Here is a 24,758-nt window from a genome sequence, read left to right as displayed (position 1 = left end):
TGGTGCCCGACCCCAGACCTCAACCCTCGAGTTTGCGTAGCAGCGGCAGAACGTCCTCGGTGAACTGGGTCAGGAACCGCTCCTGGTCATGCCCCGGACCGTGGACGACGAAGTGGTTGAACCCCGCCTCCAGGTACGGCAGGAACTGCTTCACGACCTCTTCCGGGTCCGATGCGACGATCCAGCGCTTCGCGACCTGCTCGATCGGCAGCTCGTCGGCCAGCCGCTCCATCTCGGTCGCACTCGTCACGCTGTGCTTCTGCTCCGGCGTCAGCGACAACGGCGCCCAGAACCGGGTGTTCTCCAGCGCCAGGGCCGGGTCGCGGTCGTAGGAGACCTTCACCTCGAGCATCCGGTCGATGTCCTCGAACTTCTTCCCGGCCGCCTCGGCACCTTCCTTGACCGCCGGAATCAGCTTCTCGGTGTACAGCTCCATGCCCTTACCCGAGGTGGCGATGAACCCGTCACCCGCGCGACCGGCGTACTTGGCGACCAGCGGTCCACCGGCGGCGACGTACACCTTCAAAGGCACCTCGGGACGGTCGTAGATGAACGCGTCGACGGTCTTGTAGTACGGACCCTCGGAGCTGACACCCTCCTTCGTCCACAGGTCGCGGATCAGCTGAACGGCCTCCCGCAACCGCGCGTACCGCTCCTTGAACTCGGGCCACTCCCGACCGGACACGGCGATCTCGTTCAGCGCCTCACCCGTCCCGACGCCGAGCATCACGCGGCCCGGGTACAGCACACCCATCGTGGCGAACGCCTGCGCGATCACCGCCGGGTTGTACCGGAAGGTCGGCGTCAGCACCGACGTACCGAGCAGCACCCGGTTCGTCCGCTCGCCCACCGCCGCCAGCCAAGCCAGCGCGAACGGCGCATGCCCGCCCTCGTGCCGCCACGGCAGGAAGTGGTCCGACACCGTGACGCTGTCGAGCCCGAGCTCCTCGGCCCGAACGGCGTACTCCACCAGATCCCGCGGCCCGAACTGCTCCGCCGACGCCTTGTACCCGACCCGAATGCTCACCCTTGACTCCCAACAGTTTTTAGCCGACCCCGACACCAACCACGTCCAGGTCCGACTTTATGCCGCCGCGGGGCGGTGCTTGACCCGGCACCGCGGGATCGGCCAGGATTGAGCCCGGCGCGGCCCGCGCCTCACCTCCGTTGACCGGCTCCGGCCCGGTCTCGTCGCAGGGGGCAAAGGGACTTCTGGTCTCGGGCCGCTCGTCCTGGTCAACTGCTGCGGACGGGATCGCCGGAGGATCGAGTCTGCGCATGCGGAAGGCCAGATGACAGCGCACAGGAACCTCAAACGGCGGGTTCGCGCCCGCGCCGCCAAGACGGGCGAGTCCTACACGTCTGCCCTCCGGCACTTCCGCCCGACTCCCAGCGGAGAAGACATGTCGGAGAAATCCCTACGCATCGCCGTCGCCCAGTCGACGGTGGACCGAGACCCAGGTAACCCGGAGCTGCTGCGCGCCAGCGGCGCCGAGGTCCGTTCACTGCTGAGGCAGGCGGCCGCAGCCGGCGCCCGCCTGGTGCACTTCACCGAAGGCGCCTTCAGCTTCCCCAGCAAGTTCGTCATGTCCTCGCTCGGACCGGACGAGGTCGGTCCGAGCGACTGGACCAAGGCCGACTGGACAGTTCTGCAGGAAGAGCTGGACAGCGTCGTGGCGCTGTCCGGCGAGTTGGGCGTCTGGACCGTCATCCCGTCGATCCACCCACTCCCCGACGCCCGGCCGCACAACAGCATGTACGTCGTCTCCGGCCAGGGAAAGGTGGTGGCCCGGTACGACGAACGCGCGTTGTCGACGACCAAGGTCACCTGGATGTACACGCCGGGCACGCGGCCGGTGACCTTCGACCTGGAAGGGTTTCGGTTCGGTCTGGCAGCCGGGCTCGACGTGATGTTCCCGGAGTTCTTCACCGAGTACGACCAGCTCGGCGCCGATGCCGTCCTGGTCTCGTACTCCACGTCCGGGGTCACGCACCACGAGCACATCGCAGTCCAGGCCGCCGGCTGTGCGGTCAACAACACGGCCTGGATCAGTCTCTCGGTCCCGGTCAACGCCGAGGGCGGTCTCAACTCGGGTGTGGTCGACCCGCAGGGTGCATGGGTGGCTCGGACGGCCGCCGACGACGTACCGGGGATCGCGGTCGCCGAGCTGCAGCACAAGGACTGGTCCAAGGTCGGCCGGGCCTTCCGGCAGCGGACCCGCGAGCGCATCGGATCCTGACCCTCACACCTTCGGGTGCTGACGCGTTCCATGGGCATGAACAGGCACATGATCGTCAGCACCCGGCTGGGTGAGCTCACGCTGGTCGCCTCGGACAACGCGCTGGCCGGTGTCTACTTCCCCCATCACTGGGTGAAGCCGATGCCGCTCGGCGAGCGGGTCACCTCCGACCCAGTGCTGTCCGAGGCGTCCCGCCAGCTCGACGAGTACCTGAGCGGCGAGCGCACCTCCTTCGACCTCCCGACCACCCTCACCGGCGACGACTTCCAGCAGCGCGTCTGGTCCCGCCTCAACGACATCCCGTACGGCGCCACCACGACGTACGGCGAGATTGCGGCCGAAGTCGGTGATCACGCCCAGCGCGTCGGCAAGGTGGTCGGCCAGAACCCGCTGTCGATCGTCATCCCGTGCCACCGGGTCGTCGGCAAGAACGGTTCGCTGACCGGCTACGCGGGCGGGCTCAAGCGCAAGCAGCTCCTCCTCGATCTGGAGGAGCCGGCCGAGGTCAGGCTGTTCTGAGCCCGAGCCGTTGAGACAGGGCCTCGGCGTCGAACGGCGAGCGGACCTTCACGTCGTTGTCGAAGTAGACGTAGACATCACGCCGATGCCGAGGCGGCCGGTCCGGCGACACCGTCTTGCCGCCGGTCGGCGTGCGACCCTGATGCCAGGTCCGCGCGCGAGCAGCCCAATGGTCGAGCCCTGCCGAGTCGTACCCGCTGACGTAGAGCTCGTCGGCCCCGTGCAGCCGCACGTAAACGAAGTCCGCGGTCACGTCATCGAGCATCGGCCATTTGCCCGCGGTGTCCGCGCACACCAGCGCGATGTCGTGCTCACGCAACAGGTCGATGAACTCGGCCTTCTCGAAACTGTCGTGCCGGACCTCCAACGCATACCGGATCGGCTGCTCGGTCCGCGCCTCCAGGAACACCCGATCCTGCATCCGGTCCTCGTGCTGCTTGGCGATCTCCACCGCCGCCACGGTTGTCCGCGGCAACGATTCGAAGAACGCTGCCAGCCGGGGCCCGTCGTACCGGAAGTTTCCCGGCAGCTGCCACAGCACCGGACCGAGTTTGTTGCCCAACGCAAGCAGTCCGGAGGCGAAGAAGTTGGCCAGCGGCGCGCCGGTGTCCGCGAGCCGCTTCATGTGCGTGATGAACCGCGGGCCCTTGACCGCGAAGACGAAGTCGTCCGGCGTCTCGTGGTACCAGCGCTGGTACGACGACGGTCGCTGGAGCGAGTAGAACGAGCCGTTCAGCTCGACCGAGTTGAGCCGCCGCGACACGTACTCCAGCTCGGCCCGCTGCGGCAGACCCTCGGGGTAGTAGACCGAGCGCCAGGGCTTGTATCGCCAGCCGGAAATGCCCACGCGATAGACCACAACTCTGATTATCTATCCCGATGCAGGTCGATCGTGGGAGCTATCCCGACGCGCGCACGCCGTGGGACCACGCGGCGTGGCGCCGCGAGGCGATGGGCTGGCTGGTGGAGCAACTCGACCGGTTCGAGATCCGGGAGACCGGGGCGATGCGGGTGCGGGTGCGCCCGTGGTCGGTGATCGTGCGGGTCGAGGCAGCGGAACCCGTGTGGTTCAAGGCGAATCCGCCTGGCAGCGCCTTCGAGCCCGCGCTCACCCGGCGGCTCGCCGAACTCGTCCCGGAGCATGTGCTCACGCCGTACGCCGTCGATGTCGAGCGCGGGTGGTCCCTGCTCCCGCACGGTGGGCAGGTGCTGAAGGAGGTTGAGCGGGAGCCGCGGCACTGGGAGGAACTGCTCAGCCAGTACGCCGAATTCCAGCGCGCGCTGGTTGACCGGGTCGGCGAGTTCGACCAGCTCGGCGTACCGAACGGGCGGCTCGCGGTCCTGCCGGAGATTTTCGACCAGCTTGCCGATGAGGGGCTCCGCAAGCTGCGCCCGGAACTGGTCGACTGGTGTGCCGAACTCGCGTCGTACGGCATCCCCGACACGCTCGACCACGCCGATCTGCACGAGAACCAGATCTTCTACGGTTCCCGGTACACGTTCTTCGACTGGGGCGACGCAGCCGTCTCGCACCCGTTCTGCAGCCTGACCGTCCCGCTCGACCGCGTCGCAGACCAGCTCGGCCCTGACCACGTCCCCCGCCTCCGCGACGCCTACCTCGAACACTGGCCCGGCGACGGCCCCACCCTGCGCCGCGCCGCCGACCTCGCCTGCCGCCTCGGCACCTTCGGCCGCGCCACCTCCTGGCAACGTCTGTTCCCCGGCAACACCTCCATCGGCGACGCCGGCATCGCCGAGGCCCTCGATCGCCTACGGTAATCACATGGCGTTGTTCCCGAAGAGTGGCAAGGTCGAGTCGTTCCTGACGATCGTGGTCGGTGGCGGGTCCGCGTTCGGCCTCGTCGTGCTGACGTCGCGGTCGTGGAAGGCGTGCAACGTGGACGTCGCCGGGCCGATGCCCAACGGCCTGACCCTGCTGTTCCTGGGCCTCCCGCTGGCCCTGATCGTCAACCTGATCCTCTTCACCATCGCCTACCGCTACGCCGGCAAGACCCTGTTCATGGGCCTGGTCGCCGCCGCCATCGCGATCACCATCGCCGACCTGGCCCTCTACTCCTGGCAAGGTACCCCTGCCGCCTCCCCCGGCACCTGCCCCGGCAACGTCCCGCCCTTCTGGCCGGTCTGGATCCCGACCTGACAGCGGCTTGAAAGGGCCTTGCCGTTCGCTGGACACCAACCAACCTGCGAGGTGACCCATGATCCGGCTCTACATGTCGATGTCCCTGGACGGTTTCATCACCGGCCCGGACGACCGCCCGGGCCAGGAACTCGGCCGGCACGGCTTCCGCCTGTTCAACTGGCTGGACGACCGGTTGGAGCCCGGCATCAACGGCGAGGTGTACGGCGAGGCGATGGCGACCGGCGCGATCATCGCGGGACGCAGGACCTTCGAGCTGGCCGGCCGCTGGGGCGGTGACCACCACAACGGCGTACCGATCAACATCCTCACCCACCACATCGACCCGGACGACGTACCGCCGGGCACCGCGAAGTTCTACACCGACGTGGCAGCGTGCGCAGCTGACGCTCGCGCAGCCGCAGGCGACCGCGACGTCATGGTCCACGGCGCCGGTGCCGCCACAGCGCTCCTGGCCGCGGGTGAACTCGACGAGCTGGAGCTACACGTCGTTCCGGTCCTGCTGGGCTCCGGACGCCCACTCTTCGACTTCGACAACACCCCCGTCGAGCTGGAACTGCTCCGCCGCCTAGAAGGCCGTGGCGTCACCCACCACCGCTACCGCGTCCTCAGTAGCTGAGCGCCGCCCCCACAACCGCACAGGTCGTGGGACCTCCGAATGCCGCCGCAGCCTCAGCTGTGGCCTGCTGGGGGTCGAGCAGCGGACCCACGTGAGTGACGACGAGGTGCTTGGCCCCGGTACGGCGAGCTAGCGCGCCCGCCTGCACCGGAGTGTGGTGAACCGGGGTCGGCTGCGGGTCGTTGGCCTCACACAGCAGCAGGTCAGCCCTGGCTGCCACCTCATCCAGAGCGTCGCACGGCGCGCAGTCCCCTGAGTAGGCGAGCACATGCCCGCCGGACTCGGCCCGGAGCGCGTAAGCGTCACACCCGTGCTCCACAGCCCGGCTAATCAGTCGCAGGTCGCCCAGCTCAACCACATGCCCGTCTGACAGCGGCCGGAGGTCCAGTACGTCGGTCAGTCCGCCGAAGAACCCGACCAGACGCTCCTCCAGTGCAGCAGGCGCGTACACCGGCAACGGCGCTCGGGCGGGGAGTTCGCCGTACGACAAGGCGTAGTACGCGTTCAGCAAATCACCCATGTGGTCGAGGTGCAGGTGCGACAGCCACACGGCGTCCAGTGCCGACAACGTGGTGTGCCGGAGCAGCTCGGCGAGTGACCCCGGACCGGCGTCCACCCAGACCTCAGCGCCGCCGGCACGCAGCAGGTAGCCCGAACACGGGCGGTCCGGCTGCGGGTACGGTGCGGCGACGCCAAGGACTGTCAGTGAGCTCAGAGCTTGGCTCCGATGAGCTGGTAGATGTCGTCGTGCGCGCCGGGCAGATCGTCGTGACCGAAGTCGGGGTAGGCGCGGAGCTCCTTGGTCGAGGTGATCCGGTTGTACGCGGCGAACTGGGTCGAGGGCGGGCAGACCTGGTCCTCGAGGCCGACGAAGAGGGTGACCTCGGCGCGGATCCGCGGGGCGAGGTGCTGGACGTCGATGTACCCGAGGGTGGTGAACACCTCGTCCTGCCGCAAGTGCCGCGGGTCCCGCTTCTTGAACCAGGTGACGATCTCGTCGTACGGGCCCGTGTCCAGGTTCAGGTCCCAGGTGCGCTGGTAGTCGCACAGGAACGGGAACACGCTGGCGACGTACTTGATGCCCGGCGTCAGCGCGGCCGCGACCAGGCTGAGGCCGCCGCCCTGGCTCCAGCCGGTCGTCGCGATCCGGGTCTCGTCGACCTCGGGGAGCGCGCCGATGATGTCCGCGAGCCGCCTGGTGTCCAGGAAGACGTGCTTGTAGAGCAGCCCGTCCGGTCCGGCGTCCAGACCGTGCACGAGGTGGTTGTGCAGGTTGAAGTCGTTCCCGGTCTGGGAGACCGTCCGGAACCCGACCTGCTCCCGGACGTCCAGCGCGGCCACGGTGTACCCGCGCGCGGCATACGCCAGCAGGTCGACCCACTTCGGCTGCTCACCGCCGTACCCGTGGAACACCAGTACGGCGGGGCCGGTCGGCTCGTTCGGCCGGATCACCTTGGCGTGAACGCGGTAGCCGCCGGTGCCGGTGAAGTACAGGTGCTGGGCCGTTGCCGTGCTCAACGGAAAGTCGGTGGCGTCGGCGAACTCGGTCTCCGGGTCCGTCCCGTCCAGCTCGAGCAGCGCCTTCTCCCAGAACTGGTCGAAGTCGGCCGGCCGCGGATTCGTGCCCTGGTAGGTCAGCAGTTCGTCGTACGACAGCTCGAAGGACAGCACAGACGCTCCTCAGGTCTTGGGTCGTCCTTATTCTGCGGGAGGTTCGGTGTCCGGGGCAGTGCCGTCCCAGATGGTGTAACCGTGGGCTGCGTTCAGCTTGTCGCGCAGCGTGGTCTCCAGCACCGGCACGTGCTTGGGCGCCAGCCACGCCAGCGGCAGCAGGACGGTGTCGTCCGGTCGCTTGGTCCGCAGCGCGAGTGCCGCACCGTGCGTCGTCTCGACCCGGCCGACCTCGGTGACATCGGTCCACACCGTCTTCACACCGCGTACGTCGATCGCGTCGTCCCGCAGCCGCAGTACGACGGGCGGCCGGGCCACGATCCACAGCCCGGCCAGCGCGACCAGACCGCCGAGCACCAGGAACACCCCGATCACGGCTCCGGGCGCTGCGAGGGCCCAGGTGATCGCGGCCACCCCGAGCAGGATCAGGCCGGTCGCCAGTACTCCGAGGAATCGCCCTGCCCGCATCCGGTACGTCGTACGCATCCGGCCATGATCCCATCGGTTCAGAACGGGTCTACATCCGAGGTGGACGCGTTCCCGCCGATCACCGGTGACAGCGTGACCGTCCAGTCGAACTTGCCGTCGAAGCGGTCGTCGTACTTGGAGAAGGAGCAGCCCTCGGTGAACTGCCGGCTGACGCCGTCCCAGGCGCTGCCGGACTTGAAGAACACCCAGTAGCTGCCGCGGATACCGCGCAGGGTGGCGTCGGAGTTGTGCCGGACGTAGATCGAGACCTGCGGCTGCCGCGGCACGCTGTTCGCGACGACGACCACGACATCGGCCGAACCGTTGTTCTTGATCTGCAGCGTCCCGGCACCGCGGGGCCCGGACCGCTGGATGATCTGGCCGTTCGTGCCGCGGCCGGTCATCTGCGGCGGCGGCTTCAGCGCCGGCGGCGTCATCCGGAGGCCGAAGTTGATGCCCCTGCCGAGGCTCTTGTTGACCGCCTGCGACAGCTCGACGATCGACGTACGGATGCCGGTCTTCGCCTCGTACAGCCGGACTGCGCTCGCCTTCGGCAACCCGCAGCCGGTCTTGGTCTCACCGGACTTGGCCAGGTTCGTCGTCACGCTCTGGGCGTACCCGTCGAAGGCGCGGAGGGCCTCGGAGTGTCCGGTGCGGGCTGTCTGCGGGGGCTGGAGCTTGCCCAGGTCCTGCCGCTGGCGGGCGATCGCGGCCGCGAGCTGCGCCCGGGCCTGGTCGAAGGCAGCCAGCGTCGGCGCGTTCATCACCCGCTGCACCCCGCGGACGAGGTTCGTCTCGGAGGTGGCCAGTGCCTTCTTGTAGCCCACCGGACTCAGCGTCGTCTGCGTCGGCGTGGTCGACGACGGCGGTGGCGTCGGTGCCGGCGCCGGGGTGGTCGGTTGATCTGTCGGGGCGCTGATCGTCGTCGAAGGCAGCGGCTTGCTGCTCTCCGGTTCGCTACTGCACCCAGCCACGACCAACGCCGTACCGACCGCTACTGCCAACCATCGCCGCATCTGTCCGCCCCCAGCTTCTTCGGTGCGTGCATCCTTCCCCAAAGAAGCTGAGCCAGTCCAGATTGACCTGTTCTTGTCAGTTCGTCCCGGTCTGGGTCGGGTCGTAGGCGCAGGCGTCGTTCAGGTCCTGGGCCGCACCCGGTGTCGAGGTCGTCTTCACCGGCTTCTTCGTCGTCCCGGTGGTCGGCTTCTTGGTGGCGGTCGTCGACGGGGTCGAGGCGATCGGCTTGGTCTTCGGCGCGATCGCCTTCGCGACGAGCTCCTGCATGGCCGAGTAGTCCGGGTTCTTGCCGGTCGGGAAGTTCTTCCGCTTGTCGAGGTCCACGTTCGAGACCTTCGCCGACTTGACCTTCAGACCGAGCTCGATGAACGCCGGCAGGATCTCCTGCGGGATGTCGGTCCGCAGCAGGTCCTTGCTGGCCGAGGCGATCTGCTGGTACTTCGTCACGAGGGTGGCCGGGTTCACGCTGTTCACCAGCGCGTGGATCGTGCAGCGCTGCCGCTCCTGCCGCGACGGGTCGCTCAGGCCGTAGCGGCCGCGGGCGAACCAGAGCGCGTGGTAACCGTCGAGCTTCTGGTTCGGGCCGGGCTGGATGTAGCCGGACGGCTTCTTCTCGCCACGGGTCCCCGGGCCGGCGCCGTAGTCGCCACCGATCGGCACCTTGTAGTTGACGTTGACCGTGATGCCACCGATCGCGTCGATGATCTTGCGGAACCCGGCCAGGTTGATCTGCATGTAGTAGTCGATGTCGAGCCCGAGCGCGGCCCCCGCGGCCAGCTTGACCACGTCCGCGCCCATGTTGTCGGTCGCGCCGAGAATGCCCTGATGCTTCTTCGGGACGTTGTCGTACATCGAGTCCAGGTAGTACTCCGGCTGCTCGACGTTGCCGAGGCTCGGATCCCAGTAGCCGTCCGGATACTCCTTGTGCAGCGGGGAGTCCTCCGGGAACGGCATCCGCATCCAGTTCCGGCTGAGGGAGATCAGGGCGGTGTCACCGGTCTTGGTGTCGATACTGGCCACCATCACCGTGTCGGTCCGGACGCCCTTCCGGTCGGCGCCGTCGTCCGCACCGAGGAGCAGCAGGTTGAGCCGCGGGGTCTTCGCCCACGGGTCCTCCTTGTCCACCTTCGGCCGGGTCGCGCTCTTGGAGTTGCCCTCGGACTGGAAGACGCTGCCGACCAGGTCGCGCTGCGCCATCACCGTCTGCGCCGCCACCGTCGTCGGGACGGCGATCGCGAAGCACAGCAGGCCGACGAACATCGAGCCGGCCAGCCGGCCTGTGTACGTCATGCTCACCGGCCGGAGCAGCTTGTGCGAGGCCACCACGACCCAGATCCACAGCACCCCGAGCACCACCACTGCCGCGGTCGCGATCAGCAGCTGGCGCGGGGAGACGAGCAGCTCGAGAACCGAGTTCCGCTGGGTCAGGCCGACGTACGCGGCGACCAGCAGCAGCCCCACGGCGAGCGTCAGGACGAACGCCCCGAGCTTCGTCCGGCCGCCTTTGATCAGGCCGAGACCCGGAACCAGTGCGCTGAGCAGGGTGAGACCGATGGCCTTGGAGGTCGTCCGAGCGCGCTGCGAGCGGTGCTTGGACCGGCTGGCGCGAGGCGCGGACCTCCGTCCGGCGGCACGAGTACTCCGCGACATGGCTCCGTTTCCCTGATCGACGATGTGGCGACCCACCGTGGAACGCTTGAAGCGTTCCACGATACCTATGACGCCCACGTCCGCCGTTCGGTTGACGTGTGCTGGCGACCCCCGTCGGTGCACGCCAGGTTACACACGGGTCAGCCGACACTCCCAAACCGCCGCCCCCGACCCACTTTGCCGCCAGACCTACTGAGCAGATAGTCTTGGTCGTCGTCGGCTCGCTCAGAACCTTGAGCGAGTACGTCGGAGGAGGCGTCGCCTAGTCCGGTCGATGGCGCCCGCCTGCTAAGCGGGTTGAGGGTAATCCCCTCTCGCGAGTTCAAATCTCGCCGCCTCCGCGCCTGCAGCGCCCTTGCCCACGAAAGCGTGGACGGGGGCGCTTCGGCATTTTCCGGGGGGGGTGCACCCCCCGGCCCCCGCCCGGCGAGCTTCACCCCCGCCCCCCGCCGCAGCCACCTCAGCCATGGAACCCGGGCCTCTCGATCACAACCCACGGCCGGAGCGGCGGGGACCAAAGGCAACCGGGTCGGCCGCATTCGTGACGGCAACAACCAAGACCGGTTGGCCTCTCGAAGGATGTCTGCCTCGGCGCAACGCTCAGCGGTTCGGCGCCGACGGCAACCGACTACCCCTCGAGCAGACGTTTGGCTTCGGCCAGGCGTTCGGCGGCTCGGGGAGTGACGGGCTCAGTGGCCACGATCAGGTGGTCCACACCAAGCTCCTGATACGCCCCGAACACCTCGGCCAGCTCCGGCACAGTACCGGCGAAGGCAGTCGGATCACCCTCGTTCGGAGTCTGCTCCGGGTCGCGGACGACAAGGCCGACGGTAGCTGCGACCGGCTTGCCGACCTCCGCGGTGACGGCACGGAACCCTTCGAGACGCTCAACCGCCTTCTCGCCAGGAGCGCCGTACCAGGCCATGTTCCAGGCGTCGGCCCACTCGGCGGTGAGCCGGAGCATCCGCGGCCGCGAGCCGGCGACCAGGATCGGGATCCGGCGCGCCGGTGCCGGGGTGAGATTAGCGTTGACTGTTTTGTAATACGTGCCGTCGAAGCTGACCGTCTCGCCGCGCACCATCCGCGCCACGATCTCGAGCCACTCCTCGAACCGCCCGAACCGATGATCCGTCGGCAACCCGAACGCCTCGTACTCCGGATCGTGCCACCCCGCGCCCACCCCGAGAGTGAGCCGCCCACCTGACACCTCGTCCAGCGTCGCGGCCATCTTCGCGGTCAGCCCCGGGTCCCGGAACGTCGAGCAGAGCACCATGTTCCCGAGCTCGACCCGCTCGGTCACCGCCGCGACCGCACTCAGCAACGTCCACGACTCATGCATCCCATGCACAGCCCCGTCCGCTGCCCGGTAGAAGAAGTGGTCCGCGATCCACACCGAATCCAGCCCGCTGGACTCAGCCGTCAGAGCCATCGCCTTGACGTCGTCCCACCGCGGCATCCCACCGGTCGGCCCGTCGGACCCACCCACTGGCAACATCAACCCGATCTTCATCCCGCCAACCTACGCACCCACTGCCCCCCAAGCGACCGGGTTTGCGTACAGAAGAACTGTTAGTACGTCACCCACCGACAGCATCCGAGCGCCGCCCCACGCCTGAGACACCCCCTGGGCCGCCGCCTACTACCCGTCCGTCTGTACAAACAGCGCGGCGCCCTGGTCATGGTGGGACCAGGGCGCCGCGTGCTTCCCGCTGCCGGCTTCCGACTCGGCAGCGGAGTCTCAGCCCAGCCGGGCCTTGAGGTGGTCGAGCTCGACCTTCAGCTCGGCCGGAACGGTGTCACCGAGCTTGGCGAACCACTCCTCGATCAGCGGGATCTCGGCCTTCCACTCCTCGGCGTCGACGTTCAGCGCGATCTGCAGCTCCTTCTCGCTGAGCTCCAGCCCGCTGACATCCAGCCCGTCGGCCGTCGGCACGTACCCGACCGGCGTCTCGACCGCGTCGGCCTGGCCCTCGATCCGCTCGATCATCCACTTCAGCACGCGGCCGTTCTCACCGAACCCCGGCCAGACGAACTTGCCGTTCTCGTCCTTGCGGAACCAGTTCACGTAGAAGATCTTCGGCAGCTTGCTCGCGTCGTTCTCCTTGCCGACGGTCAGCCAGTGGTCGAAGTACTGGCCCGCGTCGTACCCGAGGAACGGCAGCATCGCCATCGGGTCCCGCCGTACGACGCCCACCTGGCCGACGGCCGCCGCGGTCGTCTCCGAGGACAGCGTGGCGCCCATGAACACCCCGTGCGCCCAGTCGCGCGACTCGGTCACCAGCGGCACCGTCGTCGCCCGGCGACCACCGAAGATGATGGCCGAGATCGGTACGCCGTTCGGGTCGTCGTACTCGTCGGCGAGGATCGGGCACTGCTCGATCGGGGTGCAGAACCGGCTGTTCGGGTGGCTGGACAGCTCGCCCGAGGCCGGCGTCCACTCGCGGCCCTTCCAGTCGGTCAGGTGGTCCGGCGGGGTCGGCGAGTAGCCCTCCCACCAGACGTCACCGTCGTCGGTCAGGGCGACGTTCGTGAAGACCGAGTTGCCCTTCTCGATCGTGCGCATCGCGTTCGGGTTCGTCTTCCACCCGGTACCGGGGGCGACGCCGAACAGACCGAACTCCGGGTTGACGGCGTACAGGCGCCCGTCCTTGCCGAACCGCATCCAGGCGATGTCGTCGCCGAGCGTCTCGACCTCCCAGCCCTCGAGCGTCGGGTCGAGCATCGCCAGGTTGGTCTTGCCGCACGCGCTCGGGAACGCGGCCGCGATGTAGTGGACCTTCTTCTCCGGCGAGATCAGTTTCAGGATCAGCATGTGCTCGGCCAGCCAGCCCTCGTCGCGCGCCATCGCGCTGGCGATCCGCAGCGAGTAGCACTTCTTGCCGAGCAGCGAGTTGCCGCCGTACCCGGAGCCGTAGGACCAGATCGTCCGCTCCTCAGGGAACTGGACGATGTACTTCTCGTCGTTGCACGGCCACGGGACGTCCTTCTGCCCGGGGGCAAGCGGGGCGCCGACAGAGTGCAGGCAGGGCACGTACTTCGCGTCGGTGCCCATCTTCGCCAGTACGTCGGACCCGGTCCGGGCCATGATCCGCATCGAGCCGACGACGTACGCCGAGTCGGTGATCTCGACCCCGAACATCGGCTGCTCGGCGGTCAACGGGCCCATGCAGAACGGAACGACGTACATCGTGCGGCCGCGCATCGAGCCGCGGTACAGGTCCGTCATCAGGACCTTCATCTCGGCCGGGTCCATCCAGTTGTTGGTCGGACCGGCGTCCTTCTCGTCCACGGAGCAGATGAACGTGCGCTGCTCGACGCGGGCAACGTCACTGGGGTCGGTGCGGACCCAGAACGAGTTCGGCTTCTTCGCCTCGTTGAGGCGGACCATCGTGCCGGCGTCGATCAGCCCCTGGGTCAGTACGCCGTACTCCTCGTCGGAGCCGGTGACCCAGTGGATCGCGTCCGGCTGCGTCAGCTCGGCGACCTCGGCCACCCATGCCAGCAGGCCCGCGTGCTTCGTCGGTGCGCCGGACAGGTCGTACGCCGTGGTGGTCGTGGCGGACGCGGTCCCGGTCGGCGCGTTCTCGGTGAGATCGGCGGTGTGGGTCGGGCTGGCGGTGGTCGTCATCGGCGGCTCATTCCCTCTCAGCTGTCGGTCCGGCTGCTGCTCCGGCTCCTCGACGCTGAGGAAACGGGTACGGCACCGGCCGCCGGGGTCTCCAGCGGTTCGATCCAGCGGACTGGCGGTGTGATCTGTCGCATACCAGTGATTGCAGTGGACGCATACCAGTGTGCAAGTGGTACTAACGGTACGCGACGGAAACGGGTGCTGTGAACCCGTCGAACGTGAACCCGGTCACAAAGTTTTTCCGACAACCGCTTTCCGGCCGACCTTGTGAAAATGAGAACGGCCCGCGTCGGGACGCGGGCCGTTCGGTGAAGATTTTTCGATGAATCAGCTGGTCTGCCGCCAGATGTCGTTCAGGATCCGCTGGACGTCAGGCTCCTCGCCGGGCTTGCCGGTGACCGTCACCCCGACGATCCACCACTGACCACCGCTCTGGAACGCGCGCGTCATCGTCAGCACGTACGGCTTGTCCTGAGTCGTCAACCAGGTCCGCCCATCCTTCGCGACCGACGGCACCGGCACCTGGAAGACCTTCGTCCACTCCTGATCGAACGCCGCCCGGCCTTTGACGCAGTCCGCCAGGTTCGAGCAGGCGCTCAGCGCGACCCGCAGGTCCGGCGGGACCTTCCGCCCGGTCGACTGCTCGTCGGTCTGGATCCGCCGATACGCGATCGTCGACGACTCGCCCAGGAACGACACCGCCGGCGGCCGCGGCCACCCGAGCGCAAACGGCAAGTCCGCATTGGTGACCACCTGTACGTCGGCACCCGCGGGGTACGTCGCTCCCACCAGCCCGGCACTGCCATCCGGCCGCTTGTACGGCGCGGTGGTGATCTTCGGCAGGCCGGGCAGCAACACCGTCGAGGGGAGTGCCGCCGGACTGACCGCCGCCGGCGGCGGCGCCGCGTCGGGCGCCTCCTTCACCGCACTGCCGACCGTCGCCCCGGCCGAATACACCAGGGTGAACACGATCAGCACAACAACCACGGCGACTGCATAAACCCAGCCACCCAGCCGGTCCACCACCCCGGCCACTGCCGCACCGTTGCCTCCGGACCCAGCCACGGCGGGGCCAGGCGCCCCGGGGGCAGGCACGCCGGGGGCAGCCTGCCCACCTGGTCCGGCCGGATCCGGCCCACCGACGTACGAGGGGAAGCCCGGTCCGGCAGTCGGCGCGATCCCGCCGTACTGGCTGAGCAGTGAGCGCACCGCCTGCAGCGACGCGTCGTCGTTCCCGACAATCCCGTCGAGCGGATCAACCAGCCGCTCCGCACCCGTCTGCCCGGGAACGAGCTGCGTGATCGCATACGGCCGCGCGGCACTGAAGTTCGCCGCCCACAACGGCGTCTCCGCCTGCCCCGGCTCGAGCGCTGCCTGCCGCCCGGCCTGCACCAGCCGCTCCTGCACCACCTGCTCCCGCGCGCCCGCCTCGGTCAGTACGAGCGCGACAACCTCCATCCCCGTGAAGGCCCGTCCGCGCCACACCTCCGCCAGCGGATGCGCGAGCAGCAACTGCTCGAACCGGTACCCGGCAATCTCCGGCGCGTTCACTTCGTCTCCCAGATCGCCCGGTCCGCCAACACAGTCGCCGCCTGCCGCGCTGTCTCCGCCTGCACCGGACTGGCCGTGTACTCCACCAGTACGACGACATCCGCCCGCTGCACGAGCACCCGCGTCGTGAACGACTCACCCGCCAGCCCGACCGCCGTCTGATCACCCTTCGTCGGATAAGGCCGGTCCGGCACCGCATCGAACGGCGACCGGTCGAACGCCTTCTTCGCCATCGCCGCCGGCGTGAACGGCGCCTCACCGGCCCCGGCCAGCTTCCCGCCGTACGGCGTGATCGTCACCTTCACCGAAGCCGCCGAGAACGTACTGGCCTGCTGCCGCCCGACCACCGCCGAACACGTCACCGCACCCGACCCCGACTGCGCCAACCGCCCACTCGATGCCTTGGGCAACAGCACCGACACGTCCCCGAGCCGCGCACACAAGTCCGCGGCCAGCTTCCGCGCCGGCACCACATCCTCGTCCTGCACCGGCTGCCCCAACGCAAACCCGACGCCGCCCCCCACCACCGCAGCCACCCCGGCCGCGATCGCCGTACCCCGAACCACCCGACTAGCCATACCCGAGACCTTAGTCAGTCCCAGGGCCGCAACCCCCCTCAGTCGAGCAGCTTCTGCACCGACCCACCCGACTCACTCAACTTCGTCCCCAGCCCCTTCAACGCCTCCCCGACATCCGCCAGAATCCCCGACAGATCCTGCAGGTTCCCGGCCAGGCTCTCGATCTCCGTCGCCACCCCGCCGATCTGCCCACTCCCGTCGTTCAGCTTCTTGGCCGCCGCATCCCCGATCCCCGGGATCTTGTCCAGCTCACCCGCCAGCCCTGCCAGCATCCCCGCCGCATCATGCAACCGGTCCTTGGCCGTATGCATCGTCGTAGCACTCCCACTGAGCGCCCGCCGAGCCCCACCCTCCCCGTCGTCCCCCACCAAGGCCCCCGCAGCCTTCCCAGCCTGCTCCCCCGCCTCAGCCAGCCCAGACCCGATCGTCTTCAGCAACTCAGGCAACTTCCCGATAAACCCCACCGCCCCATCCGGCAGCCCCCGCACCAACTCCAGCACCTTCTGGAAGTCGTCCGAGTTCTCCATCACGAACCCGACCGCCTTCTTCACATCCCCCAGATCCCGCCCACCCAACAGCTCCTCAATGCCCATCCCCGGATGCTAAGTCCCCACCCCCGACCCCGATTGGCATCCACACACCCTCTCCCTGTATCGTTACTCGACGTTGCCCGGCGCTCGTAGCTCAACGGATAGAGCATCTGACTACGGATCAGAAGGTTGGGGGTTCGAATCCCTCCGAGCGCGCCAGCAAAACCCCAGGTCACCAGATAGATGACCTGGGGTTTTCGCCTTTTCAGGGGCCGATCTTGCTAACGCCTTGCTAACGCGGTGCCAGCGCTGACGGGTCCGGGCCGTCTTCCTCGTCCGCCTGGTTCTCTTCGATCTGGGCCGCCGCGGCGGCGAACACGTCGGCGATTCCGGCGGCGCGACGACGGATCACATGGGCGTAGACCCGGAGCGTCACCGAGGGGGTCCGCGTGCCCCAGCCGGTCGGCGCCACCAGGAGCAAGGTGGCGTGAACGTGCCTCAGATCGTGAAGCCGGGCATGCGGCAGCGGGAACTCGGGGGCCTCCGCGTTGTCGGCGGGCTCGTTGTAGGCCTTGATTGACTTCGCGATGAGCTGGCTGAGGGTGTCGGGGGAGATAGGCAGCCCGAACCCAGTGGTGAAGACGTGCCCGGTGTCGACCCACGAGTCTCCGGCAACACGCAAGTCCTCCAGTCGGCGGCGACGGTGGGCCTTGAGGATCTCGACGGTTCCGGCGTCAAGGCGCGCCTCCGGCGGGGGCCTCACGACTCCGGGATGACGGATCCGAATCGGCCGGCACTGTGGTCGGGGGTGCGTCTTAGCTTTGCGAGGCGGGCGCAGATGCGGCCCACCAGCTCACCCGTTGCGTACGAAGCCCAACTCGTTGCCGTCTGGGTCGGCGATTGTGAACTTGCGCGTTCCGTAGGGCGTATCAAACAGCGGCTCGACGACCACGGCCAGCTCGCGCACCTCGTGCCAGAGGGTGTCCGGGTCATCAACGGTGAAGTTGAACCGCCCGCCTCGGCCTTCGGCCTCCATCACTGCGAACGTCGCACCACCTTGTGTCTTGAAGTGCGCGTAGTTCGGCGCCTCCGGCGGCCAGTACGCCTCGACCTCGAAACCTAGAACCGTTGTGTACCACTCGACGGCAGCGTTCAGGTTAGCCACGTTCGCGCGGACATGCTCAAGCCTCGTCCCAACCATGCTCCGAGCCTGCCACAGATCGAACCTTGGGGCTTCACCAGAGAATTGCTAACGGGCTTGCTAACAGCAGCCTCGGATTGGACCGGACGACCCTGGACATTTCGTCCGATCGACGCCTGCGTTCAGGCGCGCGGTGGTCAGCGATGGACGGTCTGAACTCGACTACGGATCAGAAGGTTGGGGGTTCGAATCCCTTCGAGCGCGCAAGAATGACCCAGTCAGAAGCTAACTGACCTGGGGATTTGCAGGTCCGGAGCCGGACTTTGCTGACGCTCTGGCCAACTCGGCACCAGGGCTGCGGCGGTCGGACCCTCGTCCGGATCTTCGTTGCTCCCAACGAGTTGAACCGGCGGGCTCGGCCTTCATCCGGGTGACAGCATCAGGCCATGTCCGCCAAGCGCGACTTGTCCCGCCGCTATCTTCGCGACATGGCGTTGTTCACCGAGGAAGAGACAGCCGCGCAGAAGCGAGTGGTCGAGTCCTATGTGAAATCGCATGGGCGACCTCCAGCCCAGGCTCAGGTGTTCGCCATCCTGGGGTGGGACTTCCAAGCCTTCAAGCGGGACTTCGAAGGCGCGAACAGTGATCCCGATCCACTGAAGTGGAGCTGGCGCCACCGAAGGCTCCGTTAGCCTGCCGACTCGTTCATGTGCGGGGCGTAGTAGCTGCTCGCAGCGGACCAGGTCGTCGGCATGTGCTGTGCAGACCCTCCGGCACCTAGCTGTTGGCTGAGGTTGCTGGTGTGGCGCCGGCGAGTGCGGCCCTAGTGGCGGAGCGCCCGGGGCGGCCGTTCTTGAGTAAGGGGATGAGAGGGGCGATGGTGATCACGGTCGCGATCGCGATCGTCAGCCCGAGCGGGATGGACAAGGTGTAGTCGCAGACGACCGCGACGCCGTACCCGATCGGCCAGCCCAGGGTGGCGAGTAGCTTTTCGGGGCGAGTCCAGCGGTCGGAGGTCCACAGCAGCCAGACGCCGGCCAGCCAGCCGATCAGCAGGGCGAAAGGCCCGAAGAGGAGCAGCGCCACCGCGCCGAAGTCCCGGGGGCGAAAGCGCGGCGGGACGTCGGTCTGGACCAGGCCGTCGGTCGATGCGGCGACGATTTCGTAGGGATCACCGAGTCGCTGCAACACTGCGCGCACGTCGTCGTCCGAGGTCGCCCCGTCGGCGCGCGCCTCTGCGATGTGCGTCGTCATGTCGGCGATGAGCTCGGTACGGCGCTCCGCCGGCAACCCCTCGGCGGCCGTGGCCAGCTCATTCAAGTACGCCTCGACCAGCCGGTCAGCGTTCATTTCGCGTCTCCGTCTCTCCGTCCTGAGTGAGGACCTTGTCGACTACCTTGCGACACAAGGTATCTGTCAACACATGAGAGTGCAACCGCGATCGCAGGATCGGAGGGCACGGTCCAGATGCGGCCTCGTCAGGAGCGTGTCGGACGGCGACAATGGCTGCGTAACCTCCGAACCGGCGGGTCGGCCCTCCTGATCGGTGAGGCGGCGGCGGGACCTGGTGGCCGGGGCGACCCAACGCCGCCCGTTAGCCGGGCACGTACGTCGTCAGGTCCTGCCAGGATTCCCTGCTGTCCTGGGAATCGGTGTGCGGTCGTCGGAACAGCTGCACGTAGGTGGCAATTTCGGCGAGCGACCACCAGACGCGGAACAGTTCTAGGGCCGCGGTGCGCGGGCTGATCGGGCCGGCCTGCGCCTGGTACGCCGGCAGGACGTCGGTGGGGCCGCCCAGAACCGCGGCCAGGTCGCGTTCGCGCGGAGCGAGCCGCACGGTGTCCCAGTCGATCAGCCGCATTCGGCCATCGTTGGTGCGTAGGACGTTGGCACTGTGTGGCTCGCCGTGGGTCACCACCCATGGATCATCTGACGCCTCGATCTCGCGAACCAGCGTGTCGTAGTGCGCGAGTCTGGCGCGCAGATAGTCGAGGGCTGCGGACAGCCTCAGCCGGGTGGGCTCGGCGTACGGTCCTGACGACCAAGGACGATCGAGGTCCGCAAGTGCCGTCAGCAGTACGTCTCGGCCCGGTACGGCGAAATCCCAGCGCTGCAACGTTCTTGGTGGCGTCGCGGCGTGTAGGCGGCCGAGGATGCCGGCGATCTGCTCCCGCTCCGCTGGATCGTCCCACGCACCGTCTGAAGTGCTCCACCCTTGCAGGTAAGGAAAAACGACGAGCATCCACCCCGCTGGGACTTCCCGAACGAGGTGGCCGGTGCGGTCGGGCAACGGTGCGACAACGAACTCGCAACCGCTGTCAGCCAACTCCTTTGCCGCCTGCACCGCCGACTCGATGGTGCCTTTCATCTGCTCAGCGGTCGAACCCATCCAGCTGCCACTCGGATCGAGACGATCTGCAGTCACGAACCACCGCGGACCGTCGACTCCGGCGGCGATCCAGTGATGACTTCCAGAGCCGACCGGGGCGTAGACCACCTCGCCGACCCGAAAACCCCAATGCTCACTGAGCATTCCGGCAACCAGGTCACACGAAATCTCGCCTGGCTCGTCCCTCATGCCCGTCACCCTAACCGCAGGCCCAGGAGAAGTTCAGCCCGTTTAGTCCCTGAGACCAGCGGCGCAGCCTGACCCGCCGTCTAGCCAACGGTAGGCCGGCTCGGGTTCTTGAGCTGCCCTTCCCCACGAGTACAAACCAGGCCGCCGAGCCATTTCGCGGGTCGGCAGTCACCCAAGGCCGCTATTGGAGAGTGGTCAATGACGATACGCCAACTCGGCTTGCCCGACCAGCCCGGCATACGTCGATTGCGGTGCGCATGCGGTGTTCGGACTTGCCCGGTCGAACACGGCGGAAATGAGCTAGCGTCGGCCGCGATTCCAAAGGTCGGCGTACCCGCCGTTCTGCCGTCATTGAAGAGTGGGGGTTGATCTTGCCGTATCTGCTGACCGCCAGCCGGACCGATTATTCGCAACGCAAAGCGAACTGGAAGACCCCGGACTACCGTTCACGTACGCGGAAGTTCGGAACCCTTGAACGGCCGCTCCAATTTCCAGGGGTGATGGCACTCGTCGACGACGACGGCGACATCCGCACGATGGAATCACTGTGGAGCCCTAAAGGGATGCACGTCCATGACCACGGAATTATGGTGGCGTGCTATTCGCAACTCCGCGAATATTCTCTTGACCTGACCTCCTCGCGGGTACTGATCGACGAACCGTGGTGCAACGACCTGCACTCCCTGCGGCCGGGACCGCAGGGCGTGCTGCTGGCGGTGTCAGGCCTCGATCTCGCGGTCGAGTTCGCTCCCGCCACCGGGCAGGACCTGTGGAAATGGTGGGCGGTCGATCACGGGTACGACGCCGACGTCGAGGGGCGGCCGTGGTCACTCGACCGCGACGCCGACCATCGGCGCTGGTCCTATCCGATCGAGTTGCAGAGCCTGCACATGAACGCGATCGCCATGCTGAACGAGGACACCCTCGTCGCGACCCTGCTGCACCGCAACGAACTGGTCGAGATCGATCGGGCCAGCGGAAAGACTCGCGTCCTCCTGGACGACCTGACGCGTCCGCATGCGGTGCGCGTCCTGCCGGACGGCCGGCTGACGCTCGCCGACACCTGCCGCGGCCGCGGGCTCGTGGTCGAGGTCGGCGCCGGTGGTGCACGAGTTGTGGATCACGTGCAGATCGAGACGCCCTGGCTGCACGACGCGGTGTTCGACGGCGACGGGTGGTGGCTCGCCGACGGAGCCAACGCGCGGGTGGTACGCACGGATTCCTCCGGGGCCGTGACGTCAATCCACCAGTTCGATCCCGAGTGGTGTCTGTACGAGGTGGTGCCGCTGGCCGACGACACCCCGGTGGGAAAGGCGCTCGGTTGAATCTACTGGGACTGCTGGCGAATCTGGCCGAAGCGTCGGCCAGCAATTCGGACGAGACATATCAACTCGCGTGCGCGTGCGAACAGATCTACAGTGACTTCTGCCTGGAGGCGCCGGCAGAATTCGCTGACGACCTTCAGTTCTACCGCGTGGCCTGGAGAAGTATCTCGGCCCGCGTTGCCGACCAAGCCTATTGGCCCGACGGGGCGAATTCTGCCGCTCTCGTTGACCACATCCGCAGCTCGGCGCGGCAGCAGCTGCGGCGTTGGAAACAACCGGACAGCCTGGAATGGATCACGGAATCGCCGACTGCCTGGGCAGTCATTCCTGAGGTCTTCAGCCGCGATCTGGCCAAACTCTGCGATTACGCGCGATTCGTCGACGGCTACCTCGCGGGGCACCGTCCGGCATCCTTGCTGGTCATCGGAATCCGTACTTCCGGAAGCTACCTGGCCCCGATCTGGGCCGCGGCGGCGGAACGGTGCGGCATCCCCCAGCTGGCCATCAGCGTGCGCAGTCCGCGAGACACCACCAGGCCGGACCGGCTGGCGGATCCGGTCAGCGAATCCATCCCTGTCATGCTCCCACTGAGGCCGGACCACGACGAGGTACAGATCTTCGTCGATCGTCACGGCTCGGCGGTCGCGGCCGCTGTCCTCGACGACCTTGCCTTCAGCGGCACCTCATTCCTTGCCGTGCGTCATTATCTCGACGCTCTGAAGGTAGGACCGGCGGTCTTCGCGCAGAATTCGACACTGATCGCCACAACGCTCGCTCCCGGACCACGCAAGAGTTTCGAGCGCACTCCGGTCCTGGTCGCACCTCGCGGCGAAGACGGCCCCGGCCGGGCAGGCGTGTCGCCGACGGTGTTCTTCGAAGGCATTCTCAACGAGAGCGCGGCCCCGCAGGAATCGGTGCGGGTTCTGCGGGTCGAACGCGGACCTTCGCCATACATGCATCGGTACTACGCGGCCAGGACCACCGTCCCGCTCGACGTCATCTCACATTTCGACCCCCGCGGACGTGACCGCCATTACCTGGTCGAGGTCGAGACCGACGGGCGACGTCGCTCACTCTTCGCCAAGGTCCTCGGGTCCGGGGTCGCCTCTGCCGCTGAATTCGACCGGCTGCGTGCATACGAGGTCATCGGACGCACCTGGTTCGGTCATGCCGCCGGGTTCATGTTCGAGCCGTGGAACGACGGGCAGGCGCGCGCATTCGGCGATGCGTCGCCAACCACCGCCGAAGTGGATCAGCTCGCCCACCACGCCGCCGTCCTCTTCGGCACGAATGCCTGCGGCAAGCTCGCCACCTCGCTGTACGTCGACGATGTCCGGCGCCGGGTCATGCGGGTAGCGACGACCCTCGGCAGCTCGGTCGAGCAGACGGCAGCACAGATCGACTGGAACGGCCTGCAGGCCCGAGCCGGGGCCCGGATTCCGTTGGTGCAAGCGCCAAGGAATCAAGGGCATTGGCACTATCTCTTCGGCGACACCAAGGTGACCCGAGTCCATCTCGAGCTCGGTGAGTGGTCGTGGCGGATCGATCCGGCTGAGGATCTCGCGTCGACTGTCATCGAGCTGGGACTCGATAGTGCGCAGGCCCGTCAGTTGCTGGCCGGAGCGCTGACCGGATCCGACCGGACCGAGGCGGCGAACCGTCTCCCTCTCGGCGCGCTGTCCTATCTCGCGCGCGCCTTGAACGCCTACGCGTACTGGGAGGACCAGCTTGCGCTGATACCTCGCCGATTCCTCCGGCCGGACAAGGAAGTCGCCGCGGCGGCCGAGCTGGTTCGTCAGCGGCAGCTCATTGCCGCCTTCACGAATCTCATCGAGGACCCCGAACGGTTCTGGCCTGAGGACGTGACGACGTGACACATCGCCAGCAGGACCTGTCGTCGTACGTCGGACTCGTGAGCCGGCTCGCTCCGCGATTCGGCCGACCGGCGCCCGGCCCGGACGAGGATCTCGGCTTCGGCGGCTACGGCCTGACGCTGCCCGAGTACCTGCAGGTGCTGGACGCCGTCCTGGCCGGCAGCGGAGCCGATCCCGGATCAGGTCCGGAAGCATGGCCGGACACGATCCGGACGCTCGATCGCGTGACGAGATCACAGGCATGAAGCTCGGGATGAGCGTGGAGCTCCAGGAGGACATGACCTGGGAGCGGCTGCAGGAACTACTTGCCTGGTGCGAGCACTACGGAATCGACTCGCTGTGGTTCTCCGATCATTTGCAGTCCCTCGATGCCGGTGCGCGGAAGTCCTCGATCGACTGCCTTGTTGCGATGACCCATGCTCTCTCGGTGACGGAGAAGCTGCACGTCGGATCGCTCGTCTGTCCGGTCACGTTCCGGCCGGCCTCGGTCATCCTGAAGACCGCGGCTGCCCTGGAGGCTCTGGCTCCAGGCCGCGTGACCCTGGGCTTGGGGCTTGGCTGGAATGCCGCCGAACATGAGAGTTTCGGGATCGACTTCCCTTCCGCGCAACGGCGTGCGGACATGCTCGACGAAGTCGTTGCTGCGCTGAGGTTCGCCCAGGACGCGCGACCGGTCAGCGTGGCCGGCCGGTATGTCCGGCTGCAGGGCGCAGTCATCAGTCCGGCTGTTCGGCTCCGTCTGCTGATCGGCGGTCTCGGACGGCCCCGCCTCGCACGGCTGGTCGCCCGCGGTGCGGACGAATGGAACACGCCTGCAACCGGCCCGGCCGGCTACCGAAGACGGTCCGACGCTCTGGCGCGTCATTGCGATCGGCTGCATCGCGATCCGGCCACTGTGTTCCGGTCGATCGCAGCCAACCAGGCCATTGGGCACACGACGCAGTTGGCCGATCAGGCGCAGGCGACTCTCCTGGCCGCCACACCGGCAGAGTTTCGGCCGAGTGATTCCGACGGCTCACCACAGTGGATCACCGGCACGGTGGCACAAGCCGCCGAGCAGGTCGGCGAGTTCGCGCAGCTGGGAGTCCAGCGCGTGATTCTTCAGTGGAGACACCCACCGGACGAACAGGACGTAGCACTGGTAGGACAGCTCGCCCGGACGGTCGGCTGAGACAGATCGGCGTGCTCAGACAAGAGAGGACAGAATTGTG

At 67.4% G+C, this 24,758-nt stretch carries 26 protein-coding genes and 2 tRNA genes; 12 read left to right on the top strand and 16 right to left on the bottom strand.

Annotation, left to right across the window (positions count from 1 at the left end; all coding sequences use genetic code 11):
* Window positions 1-19: 19 nt before the first annotated feature.
* The gene (fgd, locus tag ACFCV3_RS06010) at window positions 20-1,027 is read right to left on the bottom strand and encodes a glucose-6-phosphate dehydrogenase (coenzyme-F420) (protein ID WP_376026546.1); all 1,008 of its coding nucleotides are present in this window, start codon (window positions 1,025-1,027) and stop codon (window positions 20-22) included.
* Between the two features lie 265 nt (window positions 1,028-1,292).
* On the opposite strand from fgd, the gene ACFCV3_RS06005 reads away from it, so the two are divergent.
* Both ACFCV3_RS06005 and ACFCV3_RS06000 read left to right on the top strand, forming a co-directional pair.
* Complete coding sequence (locus tag ACFCV3_RS06005) at window positions 1,293-2,240, top strand: carbon-nitrogen hydrolase family protein (RefSeq protein ID WP_376026544.1); 948 nt, start codon at window positions 1,293-1,295, stop codon at window positions 2,238-2,240.
* A 48-nt stretch (window positions 2,241-2,288) separates the two neighbouring features.
* Window positions 2,289-2,759 carry a methylated-DNA--[protein]-cysteine S-methyltransferase gene (locus ACFCV3_RS06000; RefSeq protein ID WP_376026543.1) on the top strand — a complete coding sequence of 157 codons (471 nt, stop codon included), beginning with the start codon at window positions 2,289-2,291 and terminating at the stop codon, window positions 2,757-2,759.
* Here ACFCV3_RS06000 and ACFCV3_RS05995 read toward each other — a convergent pair.
* Window positions 2,746-3,618, bottom strand: coding sequence for a DUF72 domain-containing protein (locus tag ACFCV3_RS05995; protein WP_376026542.1), 873 nt, complete (start codon window positions 3,616-3,618; stop codon window positions 2,746-2,748). The two genes, ACFCV3_RS06000 and ACFCV3_RS05995, sit on opposite strands and share 14 nt — an antisense overlap.
* Window positions 3,619-3,638: 20 nt before the next feature.
* On the opposite strand from ACFCV3_RS05995, the gene ACFCV3_RS05990 reads away from it, so the two are divergent.
* Genes ACFCV3_RS05990 through ACFCV3_RS05980 form a run of 3 tightly spaced genes read left to right on the top strand, consistent with a single transcriptional unit; the run spans window position 3,639 to window position 5,536 of the window.
* Entirely contained in the window at window positions 3,639-4,538 is a 900-nt protein-coding gene (locus ACFCV3_RS05990; RefSeq protein ID WP_376026540.1) for a hypothetical protein, read from the top strand.
* A 4-nt stretch (window positions 4,539-4,542) separates the two neighbouring features.
* On the top strand, window positions 4,543-4,917 hold the full coding sequence (locus ACFCV3_RS05985) for a hypothetical protein (protein WP_376026538.1): 375 nt from the start codon (window positions 4,543-4,545) through the stop codon (window positions 4,915-4,917).
* 58 nt (window positions 4,918-4,975) lie between these two features.
* Complete coding sequence (locus tag ACFCV3_RS05980; protein ID WP_376026536.1) at window positions 4,976-5,536, top strand: dihydrofolate reductase family protein; 561 nt, start codon at window positions 4,976-4,978, stop codon at window positions 5,534-5,536.
* Here the strand turns inward: ACFCV3_RS05980 and ACFCV3_RS05975 are convergent.
* The 5 genes from ACFCV3_RS05975 to ACFCV3_RS05955 form a co-directional block, all read right to left on the bottom strand.
* Window positions 5,526-6,242 (bottom strand): MBL fold metallo-hydrolase, encoded by a 717-nt coding sequence (locus tag ACFCV3_RS05975; protein ID WP_376028682.1) that lies wholly within the window; start codon window positions 6,240-6,242, stop codon window positions 5,526-5,528. The two genes, ACFCV3_RS05980 and ACFCV3_RS05975, sit on opposite strands and share 11 nt — an antisense overlap.
* Before the next feature lie 5 nt (window positions 6,243-6,247).
* A complete protein-coding gene (locus tag ACFCV3_RS05970; protein ID WP_376026534.1) occupies window positions 6,248-7,207 on the bottom strand; it encodes an acetylxylan esterase in 960 nt (319 codons plus the stop codon).
* Between the two features lie 27 nt (window positions 7,208-7,234).
* A complete protein-coding gene (locus tag ACFCV3_RS05965; RefSeq protein WP_376026533.1) occupies window positions 7,235-7,693 on the bottom strand; it encodes a hypothetical protein in 459 nt (152 codons plus the stop codon).
* Between the two features lie 20 nt (window positions 7,694-7,713).
* Complete coding sequence (locus tag ACFCV3_RS05960) at window positions 7,714-8,691, bottom strand: hypothetical protein (RefSeq protein WP_376026531.1); 978 nt, start codon at window positions 8,689-8,691, stop codon at window positions 7,714-7,716.
* Between the two features lie 76 nt (window positions 8,692-8,767).
* A complete protein-coding gene (locus ACFCV3_RS05955; RefSeq protein WP_376026530.1) occupies window positions 8,768-10,342 on the bottom strand; it encodes an LCP family protein in 1,575 nt (524 codons plus the stop codon).
* Window positions 10,343-10,593: 251 nt separating this feature from the next.
* Between ACFCV3_RS05955 and ACFCV3_RS05950 the strand changes: the two genes are divergently transcribed.
* Window positions 10,594-10,683: transfer RNA gene (locus tag ACFCV3_RS05950), tRNA-Ser, on the top strand.
* A 287-nt stretch (window positions 10,684-10,970) separates the two neighbouring features.
* Here ACFCV3_RS05950 and ACFCV3_RS05945 read toward each other — a convergent pair.
* From ACFCV3_RS05945 to ACFCV3_RS05925, 5 genes are all read right to left on the bottom strand, one after another.
* Window positions 10,971-11,852, bottom strand: a complete 882-nt coding sequence (locus tag ACFCV3_RS05945; protein ID WP_376026528.1) for an LLM class flavin-dependent oxidoreductase — start codon at window positions 11,850-11,852, stop codon at window positions 10,971-10,973.
* Between the two features lie 228 nt (window positions 11,853-12,080).
* Window positions 12,081-13,970: a phosphoenolpyruvate carboxykinase (GTP) gene (locus ACFCV3_RS05940; RefSeq protein ID WP_376026526.1), complete on the bottom strand. Its 1,890-nt coding sequence runs from the start codon at window positions 13,968-13,970 to the stop codon at window positions 12,081-12,083.
* 327 nt (window positions 13,971-14,297) lie between these two features.
* Entirely contained in the window at window positions 14,298-15,521 is a 1,224-nt protein-coding gene (locus tag ACFCV3_RS05935; protein ID WP_376026524.1) for a hypothetical protein, read from the bottom strand.
* Window positions 15,518-16,099, bottom strand: coding sequence for a hypothetical protein (locus ACFCV3_RS05930; protein WP_376026523.1), 582 nt, complete (start codon window positions 16,097-16,099; stop codon window positions 15,518-15,520). The genes ACFCV3_RS05935 and ACFCV3_RS05930 overlap by 4 nt, the downstream gene beginning before the upstream one ends.
* A gap of 38 nt (window positions 16,100-16,137) precedes the next feature.
* Entirely contained in the window at window positions 16,138-16,692 is a 555-nt protein-coding gene (locus ACFCV3_RS05925; protein ID WP_376026522.1) for a hypothetical protein, read from the bottom strand.
* An 80-nt stretch (window positions 16,693-16,772) separates the two neighbouring features.
* Between ACFCV3_RS05925 and ACFCV3_RS05920 the strand changes: the two genes are divergently transcribed.
* A tRNA-Arg gene (locus tag ACFCV3_RS05920) sits at window positions 16,773-16,848 on the top strand.
* A gap of 73 nt (window positions 16,849-16,921) precedes the next feature.
* On the opposite strand, the gene ACFCV3_RS05915 is transcribed toward ACFCV3_RS05920, so the two are convergent.
* Both ACFCV3_RS05915 and ACFCV3_RS05910 read right to left on the bottom strand, forming a co-directional pair.
* Complete coding sequence (locus ACFCV3_RS05915) at window positions 16,922-17,392, bottom strand: hypothetical protein (protein ID WP_376026520.1); 471 nt, start codon at window positions 17,390-17,392, stop codon at window positions 16,922-16,924.
* A 90-nt stretch (window positions 17,393-17,482) separates the two neighbouring features.
* Window positions 17,483-17,830, bottom strand: coding sequence for a VOC family protein (locus tag ACFCV3_RS05910; RefSeq protein ID WP_376026519.1), 348 nt, complete (start codon window positions 17,828-17,830; stop codon window positions 17,483-17,485).
* A gap of 386 nt (window positions 17,831-18,216) precedes the next feature.
* On the opposite strand from ACFCV3_RS05910, the gene ACFCV3_RS05905 reads away from it, so the two are divergent.
* Complete coding sequence (locus ACFCV3_RS05905; RefSeq protein ID WP_376026517.1) at window positions 18,217-18,462, top strand: hypothetical protein; 246 nt, start codon at window positions 18,217-18,219, stop codon at window positions 18,460-18,462.
* 85 nt (window positions 18,463-18,547) lie between these two features.
* Here the strand turns inward: ACFCV3_RS05905 and ACFCV3_RS05900 are convergent, their stop codons facing one another.
* On the bottom strand, window positions 18,548-19,120 hold the full coding sequence (locus tag ACFCV3_RS05900) for a hypothetical protein (RefSeq protein WP_376026516.1): 573 nt from the start codon (window positions 19,118-19,120) through the stop codon (window positions 18,548-18,550).
* A gap of 244 nt (window positions 19,121-19,364) precedes the next feature.
* Entirely contained in the window at window positions 19,365-20,348 is a 984-nt protein-coding gene (locus tag ACFCV3_RS05895; RefSeq protein ID WP_376026514.1) for a phosphotransferase enzyme family protein, read from the bottom strand.
* A 500-nt stretch (window positions 20,349-20,848) separates the two neighbouring features.
* On the opposite strand from ACFCV3_RS05895, the gene ACFCV3_RS05890 reads away from it, so the two are divergent.
* From ACFCV3_RS05890 to ACFCV3_RS05875, 4 genes are read left to right on the top strand one after another with little or no spacing between them, the layout of a single operon-like run.
* Window positions 20,849-21,673, top strand: a complete 825-nt coding sequence (locus tag ACFCV3_RS05890) for a hypothetical protein (protein WP_376026512.1) — start codon at window positions 20,849-20,851, stop codon at window positions 21,671-21,673.
* Window positions 21,670-23,547: a hypothetical protein gene (locus tag ACFCV3_RS05885; protein WP_376026510.1), complete on the top strand. Its 1,878-nt coding sequence runs from the start codon at window positions 21,670-21,672 to the stop codon at window positions 23,545-23,547. The genes ACFCV3_RS05890 and ACFCV3_RS05885 overlap by 4 nt, the downstream gene beginning before the upstream one ends.
* Window positions 23,544-23,792 (top strand): hypothetical protein, encoded by a 249-nt coding sequence (locus ACFCV3_RS05880; RefSeq protein ID WP_376026509.1) that lies wholly within the window; start codon window positions 23,544-23,546, stop codon window positions 23,790-23,792. The genes ACFCV3_RS05885 and ACFCV3_RS05880 overlap by 4 nt, the downstream gene beginning before the upstream one ends.
* 8 nt (window positions 23,793-23,800) lie before the next feature.
* Entirely contained in the window at window positions 23,801-24,718 is a 918-nt protein-coding gene (locus ACFCV3_RS05875) for an LLM class flavin-dependent oxidoreductase (protein ID WP_376026507.1), read from the top strand.
* Window positions 24,719-24,758 lie beyond the last annotated feature (40 nt).

Source organism: Kribbella sp. NPDC056345, assembly GCF_042262745.1.
GTDB lineage: Bacteria > Actinomycetota > Actinomycetes > Propionibacteriales > Kribbellaceae > Kribbella.
This window is presented reverse-complemented; position numbering and strand designations above follow the sequence as displayed.